The following is a 20,316-nucleotide window of genomic DNA, read 5'->3' as shown; positions in this document are numbered from 1 at the left end:
CCCGGCCTGACCAGATGACCTCGTATTCGGATCGCCACATCTTCGCGGGCATCCTCCCTGTGGAGAGACGCCTGCAGGAGTTTGTGGCAAGCTTGTCGGTTATCGCATCGGGCTTTAATTCCTCCCCAGGCGACACCGGCGAAGGAGATCAGTCCATGCAGCGGAAAAGTTGGGCCTCGGAAGAGTGCCCCATGGCCCGCTCCGTTGACGTCATTGGCGACTGGGGCAGTTTGATGATCCTGCGCCAAGCCTTTGGGGGCACGACCCGATTCGACGATTTCCAGAAGGAGCTGGAGATCTCGCGGAACCTGCTGACCGCGCGACTGAAGAAACTCGTCGTCTGCGGCATTCTCGAACGCCGGCCGATCGCCGAGGAAGCGCGGCGGCACGAGTACGTTCTGACCGAAATGGGCGAGGATCTCTTTGCGACTATCATCGCACTCCGCCAATGGGGCGACCGATGGCTGTTCCGGCCCGATCCGCCCCCTATTCGAATGCTTGACGGCATCGACGGCAGCGAACTGGAGCCGATAAAGGTCCGCTCCTCCCGTGGGCGCGAGATCAAGCTTGCGGATTTTCGCTTGCGCCGGCGCGCCGCGGGCAAGCAGAAGGCTCGGGCCGACAACCTCTAGTTCACGCCGGCGCCGCGACGGGGCTTGTCAACATTCCTTCATGCGCGTAAAAGTTCAATAATGAGACTAACAGGTCGGACGACCTAGCGCGAGGAGAATGAAATGCGGGCAGCGTATATCACCGGCTATGGCGACAACTCCGTGGTCACCTACGGAGAGGTCAGCGACCCCGTCCCGGGCGCCGACGAGGCGCTGCTCGAGGTCCGGGCCGCCGGTGCGAATCCCGTCGAGGTCGCCATGCGCCAGGGCCTGTTCCATGCCGCCTTTCCATTCACGTTTCCGCAGGTGATGGGCTACGGCGTCGCGGGCGTTGTCGTCTCCGCGCCCCCTGGTGGGGCGTTCAAGGCAGGTGACGAGGTTTACGCCCGCCTGCCTAACCGGCGTCCCGGCGCCTATGCCGAGCGCGCAGCCGTTCCACTCAGTCTCCTGGCCCACAAGCCGCGCACCCTTTCCTTCGAGGAGGCGGCGAGCCTACCGACGGTCGCCTTGACCACCTGGCAGGCATTTGTAGAGCGCGCGCGGCTCAAGGCCGGCGAAAGGATCTTGATCCAGGCAGGGGCGGGCGGCGTCGGCGCCTTCGCCATCCAGCTCGCTAAGCACCTGGGGGCCTACGTCGTTGCGACGGGCGGACCGGACAGCCAGACGTTCATGGCTGGACTCGGAGCGGACCGCACGATCGACTACACAACCGAAACCTTCGAGGCTGCCGGCCCGTTCGACGTGGTCTATGACGGTGTGTGCGGTCCGCTGACCGAGCGTGGCATCGACACCCTGCGCGAAGGCGGCCGCTATGTCGGCCTCGTGCGCACCGCCGACGCCCAGAGCTATCGCGAAATGGGCTTCCCGCCTCCCGTGGCCGAGCAAGCTTCGGCGGCCATTCGACCGTTCATCGAGCGCGCCGCCGCCCGCAAGGCGGAGTTCCATGGCCCCCTCACCCGGCCGGACGGCGCTCAACTGGCGGAGATCGCGGCCCTGATCGACACCGGCGCCATCCGCGCCTCCGTGAGCGCGGCCTATGGCCTCGATCAGCTCGCTGCCGCCTACGAGATTCTAGCCGGCAGACATACGCGCGGGAAGCTCGTCATCGTTCCCTGAGGCAAGGCTCAGGCTCGTTCAACAAGTCCACGGAACAGAGGCAACCATGAGCGACATCCCCACCAGGATCAGCATCGACAAGTCCACGCCGGGGTATTGGCGCGTGACTTTCAACAACCCGCCGATCAACGCGATCGACGATCGCACCTACGACGAGTTCTATGACCTGGTGGAGGAGATCGACGCGGACGATGCGCTGAAGGTCGTGACCCTCGAGAGCGCCAACCCCGACTTCTTCATCGCTCACTACAGCACGGCCGAGCCTCGCAGCCGGTTCGGCGCGCCACGCTGGATCGAACCGGCCACCAAGCTGGCTCATAGTAACGTCCTCAGCATTGCAGTGATCCGCGGCCGGGCGCGCGGCGGTGGAAGCGAGTTTACCCTGGCTTGCGACATTCGCTTCGCCAGCAAGGAAAAGGCGATCTTTGGCCAACCAGAGGTCGGATGCGGCCTCATCCCAGGCGGCGGGGCGCTTCAACGCCTGCCTATCCTGGTGGGCCGCTCTCGCGCCATGGAGATCATCCTCGGTGCCGACGATTTCGATGCCGAGACCGCCGAACGATACGGCTGGATCAACCGCGCCATCCCCGAAGCCCACCTTGATGAGTTCGTTGCGAATTTCGTGCGGCGCATCCTGTCGTTCGACAAACAGGCGCTGAGCACCTGCAAAGCGACGATCAACCAGCACGGGCTGCCGGATCCCGCTCAGCTGCAGGCGACACAGGACACTTTCTTCACGACGTTCGGCTGGCCAGGCGCGGCAGAGCGCATGCCGAAGCTGCGCGCGCGAGGCATTGGAACCGCTGGCGACTTTGAGCTGAACCTCGGCCGCGAAGTCGGGAATCTTTAGGCGACATGGCTGACCTTCCCACAGCCACTCGAGACGCCTGACCCAGCGTCGGGGCCGCGAGTCTCGCGCGACTAGCGCGGGCTGACAGCCGGGCCGCCCCTGTAATCTGCTTCACAGGCGGATGCGCCGATCTGCGCTAGATGAAGTCAGGCCCCGCGACCGCAGGGCCGGCTTCGGAGCTGGCGATGATGGCTGCACTGGCAAAGGCAATATCCCGCGCGACGGGAACTAATCTTGACGTCGAGACTCTGAAGATCCTGGTGATCTTCTCGGGCGCGGGCCTGCTGGTCTCGCTCGTGGCGGCGATGATCTACGGACAGGCTTTCAACGCGGCTCTGTTCTGAGCGCGTTGCGATCCGTCAAGCCACCGGGTCCTTGGGAGCATCAGAGCGGCTGCGGAGATCCGGCGCCAGCGGCGGTGCTGGTCTCACGGGAGCATCGTCGCGCGCAGCGCCACTGCCATGCGCGACGAGAGCGGGCCCCTTGTCACGATACGCGACGATCCAGATCAGAAAGCCGAGAAGCGCCAGCGCGGCGCCGACGGGGCCGGTGGAGGTCCAGCCGAGCCCCTGGCGAATGGCGAGGCCGCCGAGGAATGGGCCGAGCGCATTGGCGGTGTTGAACGCCGAATGGTTGAGCGCGGCGGCGAGCGCCTGTGCGTCTCCCGCGACGTCCATCAGTCGCGTCTGCAGCACCGCACCGAGCGCGACGCTGGCGCCGATCGCGAAAATGTCGATCGCAAGCAGCCAGGGATTGCCGGCCGCGAGCGGAAACGCCAGCAGCGCGACGGCTGCGAACAGCAGGATGACGCCCGCGGTGGGCATCAGCGCGCGGTCGGCGAAGCGCGGCACGAACAGATTGCCGAGCGTGGCGCCGATACCGAAGATCGCGAGAAAGAACGGAATGACCTCGGTGCTGACCTTGGTGACCTCGATCAAGGTCGTCGCCAGATAGGTGTAGACGGCGAACATGCCGCCAAAGCCGATGGCGCTGATCGCCAGCGTGATCCAGACACGGCCGCTTCTGAGCGCGCCGAGCTCGCGCAGCGGATCCGACCGGCCAGCCCGGTCGCGCGGCGCGAACAGTGCGCAGAGCAGCATCGTGAGCAGCGCCAGCACCGACACGAGGCCAAAACTCGCGCGCCAGCCGACCGCCTGGCCGATCAGGTTGGCCAGGGGCACGCCGACGATGGTGGCGACGGTCAGGCCGAGCATCACCTGGCCGACCGCCCGCGAGCGGCGATGTTGCGGTACGAGCGAGGCCGCAACCAGCGCGGCGATGCCGAAATAGGCGCCGTGGGGCAGGCCTGAGAGAAAGCGGGCTGCGACCATCCAGCCGAAGCCCGGTGCAAGCGCGGTGAGGGCGTTGCCGAGCGCGAACACGGCCATCAGCGCCAGCAATTGCGTGCGCCGGGCGAACCGCGCGCCGAGTACGGCAATCAGCGGCGCACCCAGCACCACGCCGAGGGCGTAGGCGCTGATCGCGTGTCCGGCGGCCGGCTCGTCGATATGAAGGTCAGCCGCGAAAAACGGCAACAGGCTCATCGATGCGAATTCGGTGGTCCCGATCGCAAAGCCGCCCATCGCGAGCGAGAATAGGACGATGGCGAGATGAGGGGGCGCGGAAGCCGGGTTCGATGTCGTGCTTGGCGAGGTCGCGTGGGGCGAGGTCGTCATGTGTCCTGCAATGGTGGCGTCGAGGGGAACCAGCCCGGCAAACGTCGCCACCCCTGCAGTCTTTATCTGTTGTACTTAAACCAGCATCGGTCCGCGTCAACTCCGGAAGCGCCACGTAAGGCAGGGCGCATATCAGCGTCCCGGTTTGCTCAGGGCATCCGCGTTAATGTGCCTCGTGAAACCGGCTCAAGACCCCTTCAGGCGTTCACTGCGCGGCTGAAGACGTCCCTTGCATCATGATCGATCAGAACTGCACTTCGCCCGGAATGTCGTCAGCGCTGAGGCCGACGGTTTCATAGGCCTTCAGCAGCCATTCGCGGGTCTGGCCAAGCGAACGGTTGTAGTCGGCCCAGGCGCTGAGGAAATCCTTGTAGCGGCGATCGGCTTCGGCGCGGATGCCGAGATTGGTCGGCAGCGTCAGGATCGGCCGCGGGATCGCGAGCTCGCCAAGCGTCGGATTCTTCTTCAGCGTGAAGATCGATAGCACCGCCAGCGAGACGTTGCAGTCGGCGCGGCCGGTCGATACCGCGAGGATCGCCTCGTCGCGCGTCTTGAAGCCGAGAATGTTCGCCTTCGGGCAGTAGCGGCGCGCGATGGTCTCGTGCGTCGAGCCGATGTCGACGGCGATCTTGACCTCGGGCTTGTTGAGATCGGCCCAGGTCTGCGGCTTGGCAAACCCCTTCTTGGTGATGACGGTGAAGGAGTGCACCAGGATCGGGGTCGAGAAGTCGATGACGAGCGAACGCTCCGGCGTCGGGTTCACGGCGAAGGCGAGGTCGACCTTGTCGGCCTGCAGGTCGAGGATCTGGTTGCCCCAGGTCGATTCCAGCATCTCGACCTTGGCCCCTAACTTGCCAGCGATGTCGGTCGCCATGTCAATGCAGGCGCCCGACCACTGATTGGTCGCGAGGTCCTTGTGGAAATAGGGATCCTGGCCGGCGATGACCGCGATGCGCAGCACGCCGCTCTTCTTGATGCGGTCGAGCGTGGAGGTCGGTGCCGTGTCCGCCTTGGCCGAAGCGGTCGCGGCCATTGCGGCGCCCGCCAGCGCGACGGTGGTGAGTGCGTCCCTGCGGTTCATGGGCAGTGCTCCTGGGGAATGGGGATCATCAACTCCGACCCGTCGACTATTTCTGTATTCAGAGCATAATGCAATATGGTATTGCAGCCCTGCCGGCGTTTTGATCGATGAGGCAGACCTGAGTCTAATCCGTTGGCAAAACAAGAGAAAACTTCGTGGTGCCGCGCTGGATGAGGGCCGGTCCGCGGGTGTCGGGATTGAGGGGAGAACGTCAGTGCGTGCTGTTTTCGTTGATGCGAACGAGACCCTGGCGGCGGTGACCGACAAGCTGCTGGCCTCGCAGAAGCTGCCGGTTGGCATCAACCGCAATCCTTCGATCAAGCCCGACGATCTGCCCGGCCTGCTTGGCGATGCCGAGATCATGATCGTCGACCACACCGCGGTGCCGACGCCGATTGCCGCGACGTGCAAGGCGCTGAAGCATGTCGTCTTCCTCGGCACCGGCGCGCGCAGCTACATGAACCCGGAAGAGCTTGGCCAGCACGGCATCTCCGTGCACACCATCAAGGGGTATGGCGACACGGCGGTGGCCGAATGCGCGATCGCGTTGATGTGGGCGTCCGCCAAGGGTTTTGGCGAGATGGATCGCGGCATGCGCGAGGGCAACTGGCTGCGTCGCGACGCGGTGCAGCTCACCGGCAAGACGCTCGGCCTGATCGGGTTCGGCGGCATCGCCGCCGAAGCCGCGCGCATGGCGGCGGGCTGCGGCATGAAGGTGATGGCCTGGAACAGGACGCCGAAGACGCATCCGGGTGTCGCGTTCGTGCCGCTGGAGAAGCTGCTCGCCGAGAGCCATGTCATCTCGCTGCATCTGTTGCTCAACGACGAGACCAAGGGTTTTCTGTCACGCGAGCGCATCGCGCAGATGCGTCCCGGCAGCATTCTGATCAACACCGCGCGCGGCGCCGTGGTCGACGAGGACGCGATGCTAGAGGCGCTGCGCTCAGGCCACATTGCGCACGCCGGCCTCGACGTCTTCACCGTCGAGCCGCTGCCATCGGGTCATGCGCTGACAAAACTGCCGAACGTGACGCTGTCGGCGCACTCGGCGTTCCGCACGCCCGAGGCGAGCGACAATCTCATCGGCGCAGCGCTCGATCATTGCCGCCGCATCATCGCGAGTGGCGGGTAGTGCAAACATCAGGGACGGGCATGATGCCTGCGCAGGGTCCGAGCAGCCTTTCGAACTTGCGCGCTCCGTCCCCCTGTCCTACGCCACCTCGAACAAAACTTGCGTGAGGAGCTGTCATGACCATTCGCAACACCCGCACCGGGGGCCAGATCCTGATCGATCAGCTGGTCGCCCAAGGCGTCGATCGCGTCACCTGCGTGCCGGGCGAGAGCTACCTTGCGGCACTCGACGCGCTGCATGACAGCCCGATCGACGTCGTGATCTGCCGCGCCGAAGGTGGTGCCGCGATGATGGCGGAAGCCTATGGCAAGCTCACGGGACGGCCAGGCGTCTGCTTCGTCACCCGCGGCCCCGGTGCGACCAATGCCAGCCACGGCGTCCACATCGCGATGCAGGATTCGACGCCGATGATCCTGTTCGTCGGCCAGGTCGACACCGGCATGCGCGAGCGCGAGGCGTTTCAGGAGCTCGATTACAAGGCGGTGTTCGGCTCCATGGCGAAATGGGCGGTCGAGATCGATCGTCCCGACCGCATTCCCGAGCTGGTCGCGCGCGCCTTTCGTGTCGCCATGCAGGGCCGTCCGGGTCCGGTGGTGATCGCGCTGCCGGAGAACATGCTGACCGAGACCGCCGCTGTTGCCGATGCCATGCGCATCGAGCCGGCGGTGAGCTGGCCCGCGCCCGCCGACATCGAGCAGGTCGGTGCGATGCTTGCGAGCGCCAAGGCGCCGCTGGTCATCCTCGGCGGCTCGCGCTGGACCGATGAAGCCACCAAAAGCATCGCGCGCTTTGCCGAACGGTTCGACCTGCCGGTCGCGACCTCGTTCCGCCGGGCGTCGCTGATCGACGCCGATCATTCTCACTATGCCGGCGATCTCGGCATCGGACCGAGCCCGGGCCTGAAGGCGCGCATCGACAACGCCGATGTTGTTCTGCTCATCGGCGGCCGCATGTCGGAGATGCCGTCCTCGTCCTACACGCTGCTCGACATTCCGACGCCGCAGCAGAAGCTGATCCACGTGCATCCGGGCTCCGAGGAGCTCGGCCGCATCTATCAGCCGGAGCTTGCGATCCAGGCGACGCCGGCCGCGTTCGCTGCCGCCGTCGAGACGCTGAAGCCCGCAGGCTCAGTTGCCTGGAAGGGCGAGGCCGCCAAGGCCCATGCCGATTACCTCGCCTGGACCGACAAGGCGCGCGAGCTGCCGGGCACGTTCCAGTACGGTCAGGTCATGACCTGGCTGCGCGACCGCTTGCCGAAGGACGCGATCGTCTGCAACGGCGCCGGCAATTATGCCGGCTGGATCCATCGTCATCACCGCTTCCACAGCTTTGCGTCGCAACTCGCGCCGACCTCGGGCTCGATGGGCTATGGCGTGCCGGCGGCGGTTCTCGCCAAACGGCAGTTTCCGGACCGCGTCGTCGTCGCCTTTGCCGGCGACGGCTGCTTCCTGATGAACGGCCAGGAGTTCGCGACCGCCGTGCAGTACGACGCGCCGTTGATCGTCATCGTCGTCGACAATTCGCAATACGGCACCATCCGCATGCACCAGGAGCGCGACTATCCCGGTCGCATCGTCGGCACCCAGCTCAAGAACCCCGACTTCGCGATGTACGCGAAGGCGTTCGGCGGCCATGGCGAGCGGGTCGAGCGCACCGAGGAGTTCGCGCCGGCGTTCGAGCGGGCGCTTGCCTCGGGCAAGCCGTCGATCCTCCACTGCATCATCGATCCGCGCGCGATGTCGGTCGGCAAGGATTTTACGCCGGCGGTGAAGGCGTAAGCGATGCCGCAAGCCCGCCACGTCACCATCATCGGAGCCGGCGCGGTCGGTGTGATCAGCGCCATTGAGGCGCTGCGCGACGGCCATCGCGTCACGCTGATCGATCCGGGCGAGCCCGGTGGCGAACAGGCGGCGAGCTATGGCAATGCCGGCTGGCTCTCCTCGCATTCGGTGATCCCGCCGGCGGAGCCCGGCGTCTGGAAAAAGGTGCCTGGCTATCTCCTGGATCCGCTCGGCCCGCTCGCGATTCGCTGGTCATATCTGCCGAAGGCGCTGCCGTGGCTGATCAAGTACCTGCTGTCGGGCTGGACCGAGGCGCGCGTCGAGAAGACCGCCTTTGCGCTGCGCGACCTCCTGAAGGATGCGCCGCTCTTGCACCGGAAGCTCGCGGAAGAGGCGGGCGTCCCTGAATTGGTCGAGCGCAACGGCGTGATGCACGTGTTCCCGTCGCGCGGTAACTTTGACAACGATCTCGGCTGGCGCTTGCGCAAGAAGGTCGGCGTCGAATGGCTGGAGCTGAATGCCGACGAGATGCGCCAGCGCGAACCGGATCTGCATCCGCGCTACACCTTTGGCGTGGTGGTGGAGGAGGCCGGCCGCTGCCGCGATCCCGGTGCCTACGTTGCAGCCCTCGCCCAGCATGCACTGGCGAGCGGCGCCAAGCTCGTCCGCGCGAAGGCGACGGGCCTCAAGCTCTCCGGCAACAAGCTCGTCGCCGTCCTCACCGAGACCGGCGAGATTCCCTGCGATGCCGCAGTGGTCGCGGCCGGCGCGCATTCAAAACGACTGACGGCATCGGTCGGCGATCCCCTGCCGCTCGAGACCGAGCGCGGCTATCACGTCATGATCGAGAATCCGGAATCGGGTCCGCGCAGCTCGATGATGGCGTCCGACGCAAAAATGGTGGTGAACTGGACCGACAAGGGCCTGCGCGCCGCCGGCACGGTCGAGATCGCCGGCTTAGAGGCCGCGCCGAACTGGAAGCGCGCCGAGATTTTGCGCAACCACCTCCTCGGCATGTTCCCAAAGCTGCCGAACGATATTCCGGCCTCGCGCATCAAGACGTGGTTCGGGCATCGGCCGAGCATGCCGGACGGCATTCCCTGCATCGGCTATTCACGCGCGTCGCGCGACATCGTCTATGCCTTCGGCCACGGCCATATCGGTCTGGTTGGCTCGGCCCGCACCGGCCGCCTCGTCGCGCAGCTCCTGAGCGGCAAGCAGCCGGAAATTCCGCTCGCGCCGTTCGCGCCCACCCGCTTCCTCTGAGGCCGCATCATGACCACTGCAGCCAGCTCGCCTTCTCGTATTGCCCGTGGCGGCAAGGCCATCTACGGCGCGCCGCTCGGCATTCTGATGCTGGAGGCGCGCTTTCCCCGCATTCCCGGCGACATGGGCAACGGCACGACCTGGCCGTTTCCCGTGCTCTATCGCGTGGTGAGCGGCGCTTCACCGGAGAAGGTGGTGCTGAAGGGCGCGGCCGGCCTGTTGCCTGACTTCATCGATGCGGCCAAGGATCTGGTGCGGCTCGGAGCCGAGGCCATCACCACCAATTGCGGCTTTCTCTCGCTGTTCCAGAAGGAGATCGCGGCCGCCGTCGGCGTTCCCGTCGCGACCTCGGCGCTGATGCAGGTGCCGTGGGTGCAGGCGACCTTGCCGCCCGGCAAGCGCGTCGGTCTCGTCACGGTGTCGGGCTCGACCCTGACGCCGGCCCATCTCGAAGGCGCCGGCGTGCCGCTCGATACGCCACTGGTCGGCACCGAGCACGGCAAGGAGTTCTTCCGCGTCCTGATCAAGGCCGAGAAGGACGACATGGACATCGGCCTGGCCGAGCGTGACGTGGTCGAGGCCGGCAAGCAGCTGGTCGCCAAAAATCCTGATGTCGGCGCCATCGTGCTCGAATGCACCAACATGCCGCCTTACGCGGCCGCGCTGCAGGCCGAGGTCGGGTTGCCGGTTTATGATATCTATTCCATGATTACGTGGTTTCATGCTGGACTGCGGCCGCGTCGGTTTGGTTAAAGGTCGAGAAGCTGCCCATGAACAAGCACCTGGAACTCACTTCCGACAGCATCGTCGATCGCGTCTATGAGCAGCTCAAGGCGATGGCCGTGAGCTATGAGTTCAAGCCGGGCGAACGGCTCAACGAAGGAGAGCTGGCCAAGCGCCTCGGGGTCAGCCGCACGCCGCTGCGCGAAGCACTCAACCGTCTCAACACCGAGGGCTTCCTGCGCTTCACGCCGGGCAAGGGCTTCTTCTGCCGCGAGCTCGACGCCCACGAGATCTTCGATCTCTACGAGCTGCGCAAGTCGATCGAGGTTGCTTCGGTCCGCCTCGCCATCAAGCGCGCCAGGGACGAGGACATCGACGCGCTGCAGAAATTTCTCGAGGCCACCGGCCCCGATCCCGGGGAGCGCTCCTCGGTGGAGCTCGTCGAGCTCGACGAGACCTTTCACGAGCGGCTGATGGCGATGTCGAACAATACCGAGATGCTGCGCGTGCTCCGCAACGTCAACGCCCGCATCCGCTTCGTGCGCTGGATCGACATGGACAGCATCAACCGCTCCAACACCCAGGCCGAGCACCGCGCGGTCGTCGAAGGGTTGAAGGCGCGTAACGAAGAGGCCTGCGTCTCGGTGCTGGAAAAGCACATCGACCGCCGATTGGATCGCATCACGTCGGCGATCAAGGAAGGCTACGCGCAGATCTACATGCCGGCCGCGGCAAGGTCCGCGGCGAATTAGCTTTCGAGCCGCAGTGACGGTGCCCTCCCTTCTCCTCTTGTGGGAGAAGGTGGCGCGAAGCGCCAGCTATACAATCCGTCGATACCTGCTCATGCCAGACGGTCAGAGCTTTCGCGCCCGAATATCGCTAGCATGCCGCTCGAAATCTAGGGAGACACGCGGTGCACAGCCCTCAACCGAATCCCGACTCGCACAGCAGCGACGACTGGCCGTCCGAGCTCTATCGCGTCCTGAAAGCCGCCGACGTCAGGCAGATGTCCTACGTCCCCGATGCCGGCCACAGCCAGCTGATCCGCCTGTTCTCGGCCGACACGGACGTCACCACCAACGTGCTGACCACGGAAGAGGAGGGCATCGCCATTGCCGCAGGCGCCTGGCTTGGCGGCCAGCGCAGCGTGCTGCTGATGCAGTCGAGCGGCGTCGGCAATTGCATCAACATGCTGTCGCTGTCGGCGATCGGCCGCTTTCCGCTGCTGATGCTGGTGACGATGCGCGGCGAATGGGCCGAGTTCAATCCGTGGCAGGTGCCGATGAGCCGGGCGACGCAGCCCTCGCTGGAAGCGATCGGGCTGAAGGTGATGCGGGCGGAGACGGCGGAGGATCTGGTCGAGACGGTCGAGTCGGCCGCTTCGCTGGCCTACGAGGCCGACCAGCAGATCGCGGTTCTGATCGGGCAGCGCCTGATCGGCAAGAAGAAGTGGTGATGTCGATGTCCGTTCGCTCTCAGCTCGATCGCCGTGCCGCCGTCGCGGCTCTTCTCAACAGCCGCAAGGACACGCTGGTTGTGTCCGGCCTTGGCTCGCCCACCTATGACCTGCATTCCGTCGGCGACCACGACGGCAATTTCTATCTCTGGGGCGCCATGGGCGGCGCCGCGCTCATCGCGCTTGGATTGGCGCAGGCGCAGCCGGGCAAGCGCGTTCTCGCCTTGACCGGCGACGGCGAACAGCTGATGGGCCTCGGCGGCATCGCCACCATCGGGGTCGCCCGCCCGCACAATCTCGACATCGTCGTGATCGACAACCAGCATTTCGGCGAGACCGGAATGCAGGCGAGCCACACCGGGCGCGGCGTCGATCTCACGGCGATCGCCACGGCCTGCGGCTTTGCCGTGACCGGAACCGTGCGGACGATCGAAGAGGTGCAACGCCTCGCGGCCAAGATCACCGAGCCGGCCGAGGGCCCGCGACTTTTTGTCATCAAGGTTCTGGCGGAAAATCCGCCGCGCTCGCTGCCCTCGCGCGATGCCGTCTTTATCAAGAACCGGTTCCGTGCTCATCTCGGTTTCGCGGCGGCTTGAACGGGAGTCCTCTCCGGGATAGCTCGCTGTGTAAGCAGCTATTCTGGAGTGAGACCCATGAAACTATCCGGCAAGGTCGCCGCCATCACCGGCGCGGCACGTGGCATCGGCAAGGCCTGCGCAAAGCGATTCCTCGATGACGGCGTCAAGGTCGTCATCTCGGATGTCGATGCCGACGGTCTGGCTGCAACGGCTGCCGAGCTCGGGCGGCCGGACGCCTTGCGCAGTGTGGTCGGCAACGTCGCCAGGCGCGCCGACGTCGATCAGCTCGTCGCGACCGCCGTGAAAGAATTCGGCCGGCTCGACATCATGGTCAACAATGCCGGCGTCGCCCGCAACCGGGACATCCTGGAGATCACCGAAGAAGAATTCGACGAAATCATCGGCATCAACCTGAAGGGCGCGTTCTTCGGCGTGCAGGCCGCGGCGAAGCAGATGATCGCGCAAGGCGGCGGCGGGGTCATCATCAACATGTCCTCGGTGAACGCGCTGCTGGCGATTCCGACGCTTGCGACCTACGCGATGTCCAAGGGTGGCATGAAGCAGCTCACGTCGGTTGCCGCGGTGGCGTTGGCTCCGCATAACATCCGCGTCGTCGCGGTCGGGCCCGGCACGATCCTGACCGACATGGTGGCGTCCTCCATCTACACATCAGAGGATGCGCGCAAGACCGTGATGTCACGCACGCCGGCCGGCCGCGGCGGCGAGCCGAGCGAGGTCGCCTCGGTCGTTGCGTTCCTCGCCAGCGACGATGCGTCCTACATTACGGGACAGACGATCTATCCGGATGGCGGGCGATTGGTCCTGAACTACACGGTGCCGGTGAAAGAGAAGTGATCCGCTGAGGCAGTCTGGATTGCCTCGCTGCGCTCGCAATGACGATGCCGTGGCACGTGCGCTCCTCATACTCGGTGTCATCGTCCGGCTTGACCGGGCGATCCAGTATTCCGTGACGCCGGTGGTCAAACCGAAACGCCGCGGCGTACTGGATGCCCCGCTTTCGCGGAGCATGACAGCGGTGGTCGTGTGCAGCAGCGCGGACAACGCGAGGCCTTACTCCGCCGCGATCGTCATGCCGTAGCCGAGCCGCTTCGAGATGTGGCCGGCGCAGTCGCGTAAGGCACAGGCGATCGGGCTGTCCCAGCGGACATCGAAGGTGCCTTCCGGCCCCATCGCGGTGATCACCAGCGCGACATGGCCGGCATGGTCGAACACAGGCGCGGAGAACGCGTTTACGCCGGGCAGAGGATCGCCGAGCGCGCGGGCAAGCCCGTGCTTGCGGACCTCGGCAAGCATCTCGGTGAGCTTGGCGCCTTTCACCGGCCGCTTCGGATTGTAGCCGACGCCCTGGCGATCGAGCCCGCTTTCGAGCGCAGCGTTGATCGTCTTCTCCGGGAGGTAGGCCGCGAAGGCCCGGCCCGTGGCGGTTTCCAGCAGCGCCATCACCGAGCCGGCGCGCATCACGATGTGCACGGGCTGGCCGGGCTCCTCCAGCTGCACCACGGTCGGGCCGTGTGTACCCCAGACCGCGAGCGAGACTGCGTGCCCGATCTGGCTCGCGAGCGCCGCGATCTTCGGCTGGGCGATGCGCACACCGGACAGACGTCGCAGGCTGATCAGGCCGAGCTCGAGCGCGAGCGCGCCGATCTCGTAGCGGCCGGTGGTTTCATCCTGCTCGATCAAGCCAATGCGCGAAAAGCTGGCCAGATAAGGATGCGCCTTGGCCGGCGTCATGCCGGCCTCGCGCGCGAGATCGCGCAGCATCATCGGCTCGCCGCATCTCGCGAGCGCACGGAGCAATTCTCCGCCGACCTCGATCGACTGGATGCCGCGGCTTTCTCTCTTCATGCGCCTCCGATGCGCTGTGGTTACGCCGCGTCGCGCTTGGCGGCGCTGTCGGCGAGATGACGGCCGGCAATGTAGCCGAAGGTCAGCGCCGGCCCAAGCGTGATGCCGGCGCCGGGATAATTGCCGCCCATGATGCTCGCCATGTCGTTGCCGGCGGCATAGAGCCCGGGAATCACCCGACCCTCGGCGTCGAGCGCGCGCGCGTTCTCGTCGGTGACGATGCCGGCATAGGTGCCGAGATCGCCGATCACCATCTTGATGGCGTAGAACGGGCCGTTCGCGATCGGCGCGATGCAGGGATTGGGGCCGTGCATGGCGTCGCCCTGGTAGCGGTTATAGGCTTTTGAGCCCTTGCCGAAGGCGGCATCGTGGCCTTGCGGCGCGGTCGTGTTGAATTCCTTGACGGTCGCTGTGAAGGCCTTGGCGTCGATGCCAGCCTTCGCTGCAAGCGCGTCGAGTGTCTCGCCGCGCATGAGATAGCCGGTGTTGAGATGATGACCGAGCGGCATCGGGAAGGGTGGCACACAGCCGAGGCCGTACTTCCGCAGCGTCTTATGATCGCAGACAAGGAACGCCGCGATCTCCTCGCCGGGTTTTGCTGCCTTCGCCATGGCCTGGACGAAGTCGTGGTAGGAATTGCCTTCATTGGCAAACCGCTTGCCGTCGCGCATCACCGCGATCACGCCGGGCTTGGCGCGGTCGATGAAGTGCGGCATCACACCCTTCGAGCCGTCCTTGCGCGTGGTGAGCGAGACCGGCACCCAGGCCGCCGCGTTCGGCAGCCGGCCCTCGACATGTCCGCCGGCGCTCTCGGCGAGACGCAGGCCGTCGCCGGTATTGCCGGTGGGGCCGGGCGAATAATGCTCATGGCCGGTCGGCGCATGCGGAAACATCTTCTTGCGCCGTTCGACGTCGTGCGGGAAGCCGCCGCAGGCGAGCACGACGCCTTGTCGCGCGCGAACGCGCATCTCGCGTCCCTCGCGCGAAACGATCGCACCGGTAACGGTGCCGTTCTCGACCGTCAGCTCACGCACCGGCGAGGACAGCCACATCGGAATTTTGAGGTCTTGCGCGGATTTTGCCAGGCGGCCTGCGAGCGCATTGCCGTTGGTCAACGTCATGCCGCGGCCGTAGCGCAGCACGTCCATCAAGTGCCGCGACAGGCGTTTTGCGACATAGACCGCCGAATTCAGCGACTGTGTCACCCGCATGAAATGAATGATCTCCTTGCCGCTTCCGAGCATCATGCCGAACACGGTGAGCTCGGGCAAGGGCATGCCGAGCGTCTTGATCTGCTCGCCGAGCTCGCGGCCGTCGAATGGCCGTGTCACCATGGAGCGGCCCCCTTGCGTGCCGCCGGGCGCTTCGGCATGGTAGTCCGGAAACACCAGCGGCATGTCGAAGCGCAGCGCGGTCCTGGTGGTGAAGAAGTCGACGGCTTCAGGGCCCGCGCTCAGAAATGCATCAACACGTGCGGCGTCAAAATTGTTGCCGGCCTCGTGCCGCAGATAGGTGCGGGCCTGCTCCGGCGTCTCCTCGATGCCGTAGGCCTTCGCCAGCGATGTGCCGGGAATCCACAGCCAGCCGCCGGAACGGGCGGTGGTGCCGCCGAAGCGCGGCTCCTTTTCGACGATCAGCACGTCGAGGCCGCGGTAGCGCGCGGTGACCGCCGCCGACATGCCGGAGCAGCCCGATCCGGCCACGAGCACATCGCACTCGTAAATCTCAATGGCGTTGCGCTCGTTGCCGGTCATGTCTCACCTCACTTCTTCAGCAGCGGACATTTGGATTCGGAGACCGGGCGATAGGCGTCCTCGCCCTTCACGGTCTTGACGATCTCCAGATAATCCCAGGGCTCCCTGGACTGCTCGGGCGTCTTCACCCTGGCCAGATACATGTCGCGGATGACGCGGCCGTCCTCGCGCAACTTGCCGCCATGGACGAAGGTGTCCTCGATCGGCAGCTCGCGCATCTTGGCCATCACCTTGGCCGGATCGTCGCTGCCGGCGGCCTTGATGCCTTTCAGGTAGTGCAGCACCGAGCCGTAGACACCGGTGTGGATCATGGTCGGCATCACATTGGTGCGCGCGAAGAATTTTTTCGACCAGGCGCGGGTCTGCTCGTCCATGTTCCAGTAGGAGGCCGTCGTCATGTAGGTGCCCTGCGCGGACTTCAGCCCGATCGCGTGCACGTCGGTGTCGAACATCAACAGGCCGACCAGCTTCTGGCCGCCCTGGACCAGGCCGAACTCGCCGGATTGCTTGATGGCGTTATCGGTGTCCTGGCCGGCATTGGCGAAGGCGACGACGTCGGCTTTCGAGCTCTGTGCCTGCAGCGCGAAGGAGGAGAAGTCTGCCGTGTTGGTCGGATGCTTGACGCCGCCCAGCACCTTGCCGCCCATCTCGTTGATGAAGCGGGTGGCGTCCTTCTCGAGCTGCTGGCCGAACGCGTAGTCGGCGGTGATGAAGTACCAGGATTTGCCGCCTTCCTTGATCACGGCGGAGGCCGTCACCTTCGACAGCGCGTAGGTGTCGTAGGTGAAGTGCACCGTGTTCGGGCTGCACAGCTCGTCGGTGAGCGAGCTCGCGCCGGGACCGGAGAGCAGGGCGATCTTGTTGCGCTCGCGCACCATGTTGTGCACGGCGATCGCGATGCCGGAATTCGGAATGTCGACGACGGCATCGACCTTGCCGTTGTCGAACCAGCCGCGCACGATATTGACGCCGACGTCGGTCTTCATCTGGTGGTCGGCGCTGATGATCTCGATCGGCTTGCCGAGCACGGTCGGCCCGAACTCCTCCACCGCCATCTTGGCCGCCTCGACCGAGCCCGGGCCGCTGTTGTCGCGGCCCCAGCTCGACAGATCCGTCAGCACGCCGATCCGCACCACATCGTCGGAGACTTGCGCGGTGGCCGCCGAAGTCATCGCAGCCGAAGTCATGGCCGCGAGCATGGCGCAGGCCAAAAGCCCTCTCATCGTCGTTCCCTCTCTTTTATGGGCCGCTTGGCGCGGCCAGGGCGATAAATTAGATATTAGCTAACGAATTTGTCAATGGCGAACTTGGCCGGTCGATGGGTTCCACGTCGCCGGGGAGAGATTGCGGAGACGTCTGCGCAACTGCCTCAACAGCCGTCATTGCGAGCGCAGCGAAGCAATCCAGAATCTTTCCGCGGAGACAGTCTGGATTGCTTCGTCGCATCAGCGCAAAATTGCTGCGCAATTTTGTCGCGAGCTCCTCGCAATGACGGCCGTTGAAGCAGTGACGTGCAAAACCTGGCGCTGCGACATCGGTCAAAGGCAACGCCTCTCCAAGTTGCAAGCCTCACCGCGATTGGCCATGATGCATCCGGAATCTTTTGGGGCGGATGGCAATGACGGCAGCAACTGGGGTCTCCGGCGCGGCGGAGAGGTCGACGACGGCGCATGTGGTGTGGGCGAGCGCGCTCGGCACTGCGATCGAATGGTACGACTTCCTGATCTACGGCACCGCCGCAGCCCTCGTGCTCAACAAGCTGTTCTTCCCGAGCTTCGATCCCTTTGTCGGCACGCTGGCGGCGTTCTCGACCTACGCGGTCGGCTTCGTGGCGCGGCCGATCGGCGGCGCGATCATCGGGCATTATGGCGACCGGCTCGGACGCAAGACAATGCTGGTCGCGACCATGATCGCGATGGGGCTCGGCACGTTCCTGATCGGATGCCTGCCGACCTACAGCCAGATCGGCGTCTGGGCGCCGATCTTCCTGGTGATCCTCCGTTTCATCCAGGGCATCGGTCTCGGCGGCGAGTGGAGCGGCGCGGTCGTCATGGTGGCGGAGCATGCCGGCAACCGGCGCGGCTTCTACGGCAGCCTGGTGCAGATCGGTTTTCCCGTCGGCGTCGCCGCGTCCACCGGCATCTTCGGGCTGATGACGCAACTGCCCGAAGCGGACTTCTTGAGCTGGGGCTGGCGCGTGCCGTTCCTGATCAGCATTTTGCTGGTCGGGGTCGGCTTCATCGTGCGGCTCAAGCTCGCGGAGACGCCGCACTTCAAGGAGGTGGTCGAGCGCAAGGAGGTGCTGGCGCAGCCGGTGTGGGACGTGATCCGGCGCGACTGGCGCAGCTTTCTGCTGGCGGTCGGGATCACGGTGTCGGAGGTCGGGCTCGCTTATCTCCTCACCGTTTTCACCGTGGTCTATGCCACGACCAAGCTCGGCCTGCCGCGTCACGTGATCCTGAATGCGGTGGTCTATGCTGCGATCGTTGAATTCGCGACGCTGCCGCTCGCCGGCTGGCTATCCGATATCTTCGGCCGCAAGGCATTGTATCTGGCCGGCGGCGTGTTCTCGGTGGCGCTGGCGTTTCCGCTGTTCTGGTTCCTCGACACCAAAGAGCCGGTGCTGATCACGCTCGCGCTCGTGGTCACGATGACGCTGACGCATGCGCTGCTGTTTGGACCCAAGGCGGCATTCATGCCGGAGCTGTTTCGCACCCAGGTGCGCTACAGCGGTGCTTCGCTGGGTGCCAACGTTGCGGCTGCGATCAGCGGCGGCTTTTCCCCTCTGATCGCGGCCGCGCTGCTTGCCTGGGCCGGATCGTACTGGCCGGTGTCGCTCTACATCATCGCCCTGTCGATCATCACGATCGTCGCGACCTTGATGGCGCCGGAGACCGCGCGCAACTCGCTGAGATCCTGAGAGCGCCTAACGGCAGGCGGGATTCGCGGCTGCTGGAAATACCAGGAAGGTGATGGTCGCCGGCGCAAGCCGGATCGCGCCCGCCGATGCTGCGCGCGGCTCAAGCCCGGGCAGTTCATCATCGGCACTCAGCGCGAGCGTCTTGCCGTTCAGCTGCACGGTCGCGCCTTGCAGCTGTGTCGCATGCAACGTGTAACGCTCGGCCGGATGCGACAGCGTCAGGGCGAATGATGCATGCCGCGATGCGTTGATCGCGAGCACGGACACCGCGCCCCGCAGGCCCGGATGGCAATGCGCATAGAGATGGAGATCCGGCGCTGCGACCGAGCTCGCGTCGAGCACGATCGTTCCCATCAGCCGGTGCCAGAGCAGCGCAGCCCAGTAGTTCGGTCGCGGACGGAACGTCGCTTCGTCGAGCAGGCCGTAGTCGCTGGCGGCCAGCGTGTTGTGCATCACCACCTGGACTCCGGCTCTTGCCAGCCGCCCGAGCTGGTCGAGATAGCGGAATGCGTCGAGAAACGTCTTGTCCCAGCGATTGCCGCCGCAGGCGGCATCCGCGGTCTCGGTTAGCCAGATCGGCTTGCCCGGCTCGAATCTGTCGCGCAGCGCACTGTAGATTGCGAGAGTCGCGTCGGTGCGCGCCAGCCATTGCCCGGAAAGCGCCTGCGCCGGATCGTCGCGGCCACCGCAGCGCGGCGAGAGCGTATTGTAGTGATGATAGGAGAAGCGATCGAGGCCAGGGCCGGACGCGGCAAGCAGGTCGCGGGTGGTGAGGCCCGATCCGGATGGCGACGGCGCGTCGCCGATCGAGCCCGGACCGACGATCAGCGTCTCCGGCGCGGCGCGCCGCATCCATTCGCCAAAGATCCTGAAGTCGCGGCCATAGGCCTTCGCATCATATCCAGGCGGTGCACCGTTCGTCGCGGCGAGTGTTGGCTCGTTCATGAATTCCACCGCCGCGATGTGGCCACCGAGCGAACGCGTCGTGTCGATCAGGCGCTGCGCCTGGTCGGTCTTCCACGCGCCATCGGCATCGCGGCTGCCCGGGCTGATCGCAAAGGATGTCACGATCTCCGCATCGACCGCGCGCGCAAAGTCGATGACGTCGCGCCATCGGTTGCGGCCGAGCACGGAATCGAATCCCGGCGGGGGCTTGGCCGGCGCAGGGTCCATGTCGGCAAAGAGCGTCGCATTGGCCCAGCTGCCGCTGACGCGCAGATAGGCCGGCGCCAAGGCGGCCGCGAGCTTGCGCAGCCGCGCATTGGCAAGATCGATCGGCGGCCGCGTGCCGTAACGATCCCGCGCATCAAGCGCGCGCATTGTTGGCGGATAGGGCTTCCAGAACCGTCCGCCGGTCACTTCCGTCATCTCGATGTTGTAGGATTGAAAGCGCGCATCGATCGTGCCGATCGACTTCAGTTTCGTCGGCGCAACGGACACATCGCCGGCGCGCGCTGCGCACAAGGTTGCGGCACTCAATAGCGCAATCGTTGTCGCGCCTGCTGC

The 20,316-nt window shown here is 65.4% G+C and carries 19 protein-coding genes; 13 read left to right on the top strand and 6 right to left on the bottom strand.

From position 1 onward, the window contains the following. Nucleotides 1-14 precede the first annotated feature (14 nt). From ABID58_RS14085 to ABID58_RS14070, 4 genes are all read left to right on the top strand, one after another. The gene (locus ABID58_RS14085) at nt 15-632 is read left to right on the top strand and encodes a winged helix-turn-helix transcriptional regulator (RefSeq protein ID WP_354033076.1); all 618 of its coding nucleotides are present in this window, start codon (nt 15-17) and stop codon (nt 630-632) included. Nucleotides 633-734: 102 nt separating this feature from the next. Beyond that, nucleotides 735-1,727, top strand: a complete 993-nt coding sequence (locus tag ABID58_RS14080; protein ID WP_354033075.1) for an NADP-dependent oxidoreductase — start codon at nt 735-737, stop codon at nt 1,725-1,727. A 46-nt stretch (nt 1,728-1,773) separates the two neighbouring features. Beyond that, nucleotides 1,774-2,577: an enoyl-CoA hydratase/isomerase family protein gene (locus tag ABID58_RS14075; protein ID WP_354033074.1), complete on the top strand. Its 804-nt coding sequence runs from the start codon at nt 1,774-1,776 to the stop codon at nt 2,575-2,577. A 140-nt stretch (nt 2,578-2,717) separates the two neighbouring features. Further along, nucleotides 2,718-2,921, top strand: coding sequence for a hypothetical protein (locus tag ABID58_RS14070; protein WP_354033073.1), 204 nt, complete (start codon nt 2,718-2,720; stop codon nt 2,919-2,921). A gap of 15 nt (nt 2,922-2,936) precedes the next feature. Here the strand turns inward: ABID58_RS14070 and ABID58_RS14065 are convergent, their stop codons facing one another. Both ABID58_RS14065 and ABID58_RS14060 read right to left on the bottom strand, forming a co-directional pair. Further along, on the bottom strand, nt 2,937-4,253 hold the full coding sequence (locus tag ABID58_RS14065; RefSeq protein ID WP_354033213.1) for an MFS transporter: 1,317 nt from the start codon (nt 4,251-4,253) through the stop codon (nt 2,937-2,939). Nucleotides 4,254-4,497: 244 nt separating this feature from the next. Next, nucleotides 4,498-5,334 carry a transporter substrate-binding domain-containing protein gene (locus tag ABID58_RS14060; RefSeq protein ID WP_148749493.1) on the bottom strand — a complete coding sequence of 279 codons (837 nt, stop codon included), beginning with the start codon at nt 5,332-5,334 and terminating at the stop codon, nt 4,498-4,500. A gap of 214 nt (nt 5,335-5,548) precedes the next feature. Here ABID58_RS14060 and ABID58_RS14055 point away from each other — a divergent pair, with 214 nt between their 5' ends. The 8 genes from ABID58_RS14055 to ABID58_RS14020 all read left to right on the top strand — a co-directional run bounded on the left by ABID58_RS14055 (nt 5,549) and on the right by ABID58_RS14020 (nt 13,125). Continuing rightward, a complete protein-coding gene (locus ABID58_RS14055) occupies nt 5,549-6,466 on the top strand; it encodes an NAD(P)-dependent oxidoreductase (protein ID WP_354033072.1) in 918 nt (305 codons plus the stop codon). A 116-nt stretch (nt 6,467-6,582) separates the two neighbouring features. Next, nucleotides 6,583-8,244, top strand: coding sequence for a thiamine pyrophosphate-binding protein (locus ABID58_RS14050; protein WP_354033071.1), 1,662 nt, complete (start codon nt 6,583-6,585; stop codon nt 8,242-8,244). A 3-nt stretch (nt 8,245-8,247) separates the two neighbouring features. Then, nucleotides 8,248-9,513: an NAD(P)/FAD-dependent oxidoreductase gene (locus ABID58_RS14045; RefSeq protein WP_354033070.1), complete on the top strand. Its 1,266-nt coding sequence runs from the start codon at nt 8,248-8,250 to the stop codon at nt 9,511-9,513. Nucleotides 9,514-9,522: 9 nt separating this feature from the next. Next, entirely contained in the window at nt 9,523-10,266 is a 744-nt protein-coding gene (locus ABID58_RS14040) for an aspartate/glutamate racemase family protein (protein ID WP_354033069.1), read from the top strand. 17 nt (nt 10,267-10,283) lie between these two features. Then, nucleotides 10,284-10,988, top strand: a complete 705-nt coding sequence (locus ABID58_RS14035) for a GntR family transcriptional regulator (RefSeq protein WP_354033068.1) — start codon at nt 10,284-10,286, stop codon at nt 10,986-10,988. A gap of 161 nt (nt 10,989-11,149) precedes the next feature. Further along, entirely contained in the window at nt 11,150-11,692 is a 543-nt protein-coding gene (locus ABID58_RS14030) for a thiamine pyrophosphate-binding protein (RefSeq protein WP_354033067.1), read from the top strand. Nucleotides 11,693-11,697: 5 nt separating this feature from the next. Beyond that, nucleotides 11,698-12,288: a thiamine pyrophosphate-dependent enzyme gene (locus tag ABID58_RS14025; protein ID WP_148749486.1), complete on the top strand. Its 591-nt coding sequence runs from the start codon at nt 11,698-11,700 to the stop codon at nt 12,286-12,288. Between the two features lie 57 nt (nt 12,289-12,345). Then, nucleotides 12,346-13,125, top strand: coding sequence for an SDR family NAD(P)-dependent oxidoreductase (locus ABID58_RS14020; RefSeq protein WP_354033066.1), 780 nt, complete (start codon nt 12,346-12,348; stop codon nt 13,123-13,125). 216 nt (nt 13,126-13,341) lie between these two features. On the opposite strand, the gene ABID58_RS14015 is transcribed toward ABID58_RS14020, so the two are convergent. Genes ABID58_RS14015 through ABID58_RS14005 form a run of 3 tightly spaced genes read right to left on the bottom strand, consistent with a single transcriptional unit; the run spans nt 13,342 to nt 17,113 of the window. Continuing rightward, the gene (locus ABID58_RS14015; protein WP_354033065.1) at nt 13,342-14,136 is read right to left on the bottom strand and encodes an IclR family transcriptional regulator; all 795 of its coding nucleotides are present in this window, start codon (nt 14,134-14,136) and stop codon (nt 13,342-13,344) included. Nucleotides 14,137-14,156: 20 nt separating this feature from the next. Beyond that, nucleotides 14,157-15,890, bottom strand: coding sequence for an FAD-dependent oxidoreductase (locus ABID58_RS14010; protein ID WP_354033064.1), 1,734 nt, complete (start codon nt 15,888-15,890; stop codon nt 14,157-14,159). 8 nt (nt 15,891-15,898) lie between these two features. After that, entirely contained in the window at nt 15,899-17,113 is a 1,215-nt protein-coding gene (locus tag ABID58_RS14005; protein ID WP_354033063.1) for an ABC transporter substrate-binding protein, read from the bottom strand. Nucleotides 17,114-17,508: 395 nt separating this feature from the next. Here ABID58_RS14005 and ABID58_RS14000 point away from each other — a divergent pair, with 395 nt between their 5' ends. Next, entirely contained in the window at nt 17,509-18,810 is a 1,302-nt protein-coding gene (locus ABID58_RS14000) for an MFS transporter (protein WP_354033062.1), read from the top strand. A 6-nt stretch (nt 18,811-18,816) separates the two neighbouring features. On the opposite strand, the gene ABID58_RS13995 is transcribed toward ABID58_RS14000, so the two are convergent. Continuing rightward, the gene (locus ABID58_RS13995; protein ID WP_354033061.1) at nt 18,817-20,289 is read right to left on the bottom strand and encodes a glycosyl hydrolase family 79 N-terminal domain-containing protein; all 1,473 of its coding nucleotides are present in this window, start codon (nt 20,287-20,289) and stop codon (nt 18,817-18,819) included. Between the last annotated feature and the right edge of the window lie 27 nt (nt 20,290-20,316).

Source organism: Bradyrhizobium sp. S3.2.6 (assembly GCF_040546885.1).
Lineage (GTDB): Bacteria > Pseudomonadota > Alphaproteobacteria > Rhizobiales > Xanthobacteraceae > Bradyrhizobium > Bradyrhizobium cytisi.
The sequence above is the reverse complement of the archived record's forward strand: the minus strand, read 5'-3'. Positions and strand labels throughout refer to the sequence as shown.

Excerpts from the sequence above, each read along its gene's own strand:
- ABID58_RS14080 (WP_354033075.1), top strand. The coding sequence starts at position 735 with ATGCGGGCAGCGTATATCACCGGCTATGGCGACAACTCCGTGGTCACC.
- ABID58_RS14020 (WP_354033066.1), top strand. The coding sequence starts at position 12,346 with ATGAAACTATCCGGCAAGGTCGCCGCCATCACCGGCGCGGCACGTGGC.
- ABID58_RS14005 (WP_354033063.1), bottom strand. The coding sequence starts at position 17,113 with ATGAGAGGGCTTTTGGCCTGCGCCATGCTCGCGGCCATGACTTCGGCT.
- ABID58_RS14035 (WP_354033068.1), top strand. The coding sequence starts at position 10,284 with ATGAACAAGCACCTGGAACTCACTTCCGACAGCATCGTCGATCGCGTC.
- ABID58_RS14040 (WP_354033069.1), top strand. The coding sequence starts at position 9,523 with ATGACCACTGCAGCCAGCTCGCCTTCTCGTATTGCCCGTGGCGGCAAG.
- ABID58_RS14075 (WP_354033074.1), top strand. The coding sequence starts at position 1,774 with ATGAGCGACATCCCCACCAGGATCAGCATCGACAAGTCCACGCCGGGG.
- ABID58_RS14065 (WP_354033213.1), bottom strand. The coding sequence starts at position 4,253 with ATGACGACCTCGCCCCACGCGACCTCGCCAAGCACGACATCGAACCCG.
- ABID58_RS14045 (WP_354033070.1), top strand. The coding sequence starts at position 8,248 with ATGCCGCAAGCCCGCCACGTCACCATCATCGGAGCCGGCGCGGTCGGT.
- ABID58_RS14060 (WP_148749493.1), bottom strand. The coding sequence starts at position 5,334 with ATGAACCGCAGGGACGCACTCACCACCGTCGCGCTGGCGGGCGCCGCA.
- ABID58_RS14085 (WP_354033076.1), top strand. The coding sequence starts at position 15 with ATGACCTCGTATTCGGATCGCCACATCTTCGCGGGCATCCTCCCTGTG.
- ABID58_RS14000 (WP_354033062.1), top strand. The coding sequence starts at position 17,509 with ATGACGGCAGCAACTGGGGTCTCCGGCGCGGCGGAGAGGTCGACGACG.
- ABID58_RS14025 (WP_148749486.1), top strand. The coding sequence starts at position 11,698 with ATGTCCGTTCGCTCTCAGCTCGATCGCCGTGCCGCCGTCGCGGCTCTT.
- ABID58_RS14070 (WP_354033073.1), top strand. The coding sequence starts at position 2,718 with ATGAAGTCAGGCCCCGCGACCGCAGGGCCGGCTTCGGAGCTGGCGATG.
- ABID58_RS14010 (WP_354033064.1), bottom strand. The coding sequence starts at position 15,890 with ATGACCGGCAACGAGCGCAACGCCATTGAGATTTACGAGTGCGATGTG.
- ABID58_RS14050 (WP_354033071.1), top strand. The coding sequence starts at position 6,583 with ATGACCATTCGCAACACCCGCACCGGGGGCCAGATCCTGATCGATCAG.
- ABID58_RS14015 (WP_354033065.1), bottom strand. The coding sequence starts at position 14,136 with ATGAAGAGAGAAAGCCGCGGCATCCAGTCGATCGAGGTCGGCGGAGAA.